Here is a 3,350-nt window from a genome sequence, read left to right on the forward strand (position 1 = left end):
CAATTTGACCCGAGGCCCTTCCCAAGCTTGATGGCCATACTCGAGCGCGAGGGAATTGATCGCCCGCCTCCGACTCGCACGCCATTTGCTTGTCCGCCGGCCGCGATCAAGAATTCTTGAGGGCCATCGAGCACCTTCAAGCACCAGAAATTGACCGGTACTTTTAATCTTTTCGCACGATCTAGCCAATCAGACGTTTTGATCGGATATAGGCTTTAAACTTTCTCAAATTGGTTTCGACTGCTTTGGGTCGCTAGCGGAGATTAGCCAGATGATCTGGCCAGGTTCTGCTTTGACGCGCATTTGAGAACTCCCCAGGACGTGAATCTCAGGGGAGTCTAGTTCTCAAATCGGCCAGGAGCGGACGTTGGCACGCCGGCATATTCTAGATACGAGTTGTCGATTCCGTTGGTCTTACCTCGTTACTAAGGCCCGGGGTCAAGTAAACGAAATGGCACCGGTCGAGAATCTCCACGCGATGCCACAAGCCTTTCGGAACAACCACGACGTCTCCTGACCGCAATTCCACATCGGGTTCCGGGTCATCCGTGAATATCAGTCTTGCTCTGCCTTCAATGAGGTAGAGTACTTCGTCTCCACCCAGATGCCGCTCACCTTCGTGTGGTGCGTCCTCAGACATGATTGCGACGCCAAAAGTTATTCCCTCAATCGGTTCGCTGGGTTCGTGTTCATTTGGGTGCTGAACGGCAGTCAGATCGTTATCAAATCCGATAATCTCAGTCTTTAGATCAACTTTTCGTACGCTAGGCATTGTCTTGGTTGACGTCCGGTAAGGGTTATTAGCGGCTCTTCACCCTCATATTAGACCAATGCCCGTATTGGGTCGGTAGCAGCCAAAGACCAAATCCCTCGGCCTGGCTCTGCTGAAAGTCGAAATGCGGAAGTTGGATGCAAAACGCCGCCCGATTTCTGGAGCGATCGAACGTAGCCACAGGCCAAGAGCATCGTCAGGCATGTTCATGCCGTTTGACTCGGCGAAACAGCAGAAAACGAACCGCAGAGCGCGGTTCCGCCAAGTAGCTCAAAAGTAGACCGGCTGATTTTGGTACCGGGCGCGTATTGTGAGTGCAGACCGTAAGACCAGTTAAAAAATCGGGGCCAGAAATCGACTGGCCCCGATCATCTGGTAGATACTGTCTTTCCTTATGCCCCGCGGAAGCGGTGGACCGCCAGCAGCAGCACAACGAAGATGAACAGCGCCATGCCCCATTTCGACAGGGTCGGAACCGCCACATACTCCACGGGCTGCACCGGCGTTACGTCCTCCGTGCTACCAAAAGTACCGGTGAAGTTGTCGATGATGTATCGACTGGCATCCGTGTTATCGAAATCAAACGTCGCGTAACTGGCTGTGCCGATAAATGCCAGGGCAAACTGGCCTTCGGGAAAATTGCTGGGAATTGGCGGTACCGGTTCCGTGAACGCGGCCAACTCGGTTGTCGAAGCCAGCACGTTATCGCCACTGTCGTAGATCGTAAACGTAACGGTCAGGTTGGGCGTGTCAGTCCCGGCATTCATGGCGAAACCGAATCCCAGGCTGGTCACCGCGCCATTGGGAAAGTCGACTCTCAGATCCGGAAGCAGCTCGGTCGTTCCCTCGAGCCCGGGTTCCTCAATATACGACATGTTTGCGCCGGGGCCGGTCGTGTTGAAGCCGAAAGGGTCCGTGGTGGTGAAGATTGCGTCCGGGATCGTGTCGGCATCGGCATCGAACTCAAACGTAGTCTCACCGCTGATGACCTCGTCGAAAGTCAGGGTTACGGCCCCGGCCTGTACGGCCCAGAGCATGCCGATGACGCCCACAATCAAAACGTGGAGTGCGCGCCTGGAAATCAACGTGTGCCCTATAGTCATAAAAGCTTCCCTCGTGTTTCCCTGGGTTTATGGCGTAACGCCCCAAATGCTCGCACGTATACGCAGGTATTACAAATAATCGCGACCGGCAAGGCGGACACGTCACACTGCGTGAGCCTGGCGTTCGTCGGTTTACGCATGGCCGACACGGCGCAGGCCCTGGCCGCGCTTGAAAGGTCCCTGGGACGTAGTCAAGAAGCCTGAGAACCGTGCTGTTGAAGACCGACCTGTTCTCGCGGCAGGGTCACTCGCAAGCCGCTTTCCACCGCTAGACGTACGGTCCTCAACTGGCCGCCTTGGGTCGTTAGTCGCCTTAGCCTATAAAAAGCGACCTGGCTCCGCTCACAGGCACATAACCGAAGTCCAATAAAAAGGCCGCTCAGTTCAGCGAGCGGCCATATGTGGAATTGGCGGCTAAAGAATAGCTTCGAGCAATGCGGGGCCTTGATTTGGTAACGACCGAAATACAGGCTTTATTCATAATCCTGCGCTACGCGCATCAGAATCCGGAACCCTAAAATGCACGCGTTGGCTTCGCCGGCGTCAAGAATCGTACCGGATGCGGCTGGAGTTCTCTGAACACCTTCATCATAAATTTCTATGTGACAATGACCTCCAGTATCCCAGAATGAAACCTGGCCAAAAATGCGTTGTTGAATTCCAGGCTCAGCAGGGTCTTCCACAATTTCAATCATTACATCGGTCGTTGGCACTCGTCTAAAACCCCAAGAGAGTTCGCTAAGTGCGGTGTCGACTGCCTCCATCGCGTCCTTTATGCCATTATCCGTAGAGTAGCAGGGACATTGATCTAGGATTTTCATGGGTTTGTCAGGCACCTGCGCGCTGACGCCACCGGGACATAGTAGGGCTCCGGCGAGAAGCGCACTGAATGACAAGATTGCGGCTTTCATACGAAACCTCCAATGATCAGCTAACTGATCTCCCCGATGGCTGGCTATCGGTTCGGGAGGCTAGGACTTGTTGCGGACTTGTTGAGATAGTCGCAGGAAAGGATAGCTTTACTATTATCGTTCTCGACTGCTTAAAGGAAGCTTAATTCCGAAAAGGGTCGGTAGCGGCCACACGGGACGAAGATAAGGTGTGTTCCGCTTTTGGTGGGAGAGCGGAACGAAATCTGTCCGGCTAAATATCAGTATCAGGTTCCGCTGCCGGCCAAGAGCGGAACTCCAGTAAAGAACGTCTCGCCTGATTGCGGGGCCTCGGTCTGTATCGAGAACAACGCGTCAGGCAAATACCTTCACCGTTTTCTCAGCTTCAAAATACCGACAAAACCAAGCAGCAGGATAGTCGCCACGAGCATGATCATGCCATTGACGGGGACAGGCATAGGCGGTTGATAGCCCCAAGACATGTTTCCCCAGGTGCCGCCCCAATTTCCTGCGAATGCAACATCAAACGGGCAGGCATACAAGATCAGCCCGCCAATCAAATTGTGAAATTTAGTGATCATTTCC

At 53.7% G+C, this 3,350-nt stretch carries 4 protein-coding genes; all 4 read right to left on the bottom strand.

The window, feature by feature from the left end:
- Positions 1–385: 385 nt before the first annotated feature.
- On the bottom strand, positions 386–640 hold the full coding sequence (locus tag LJE94_18315; protein MCG6912052.1) for a cupin domain-containing protein: 255 nt from the start codon (positions 638–640) through the stop codon (positions 386–388).
- Positions 641–1,164: 524 nt separating this feature from the next.
- The gene (locus tag LJE94_18320; protein MCG6912053.1) at positions 1,165–1,875 is read right to left on the bottom strand and encodes a PEP-CTERM sorting domain-containing protein; all 711 of its coding nucleotides are present in this window, start codon (positions 1,873–1,875) and stop codon (positions 1,165–1,167) included.
- Between the two features lie 473 nt (positions 1,876–2,348).
- Complete coding sequence (locus tag LJE94_18325; protein ID MCG6912054.1) at positions 2,349–2,786, bottom strand: hypothetical protein; 438 nt, start codon at positions 2,784–2,786, stop codon at positions 2,349–2,351.
- Between the two features lie 347 nt (positions 2,787–3,133).
- On the bottom strand, positions 3,134–3,350 hold a 217-nt coding region (locus LJE94_18330; GenBank protein ID MCG6912055.1), incomplete at its 5' end, for a hypothetical protein.

It is taken from the genome of Deltaproteobacteria bacterium (assembly GCA_022340465.1).
Lineage (GTDB): Bacteria > Desulfobacterota > Desulfobacteria > Desulfobacterales > B30-G6 > JAJDNW01.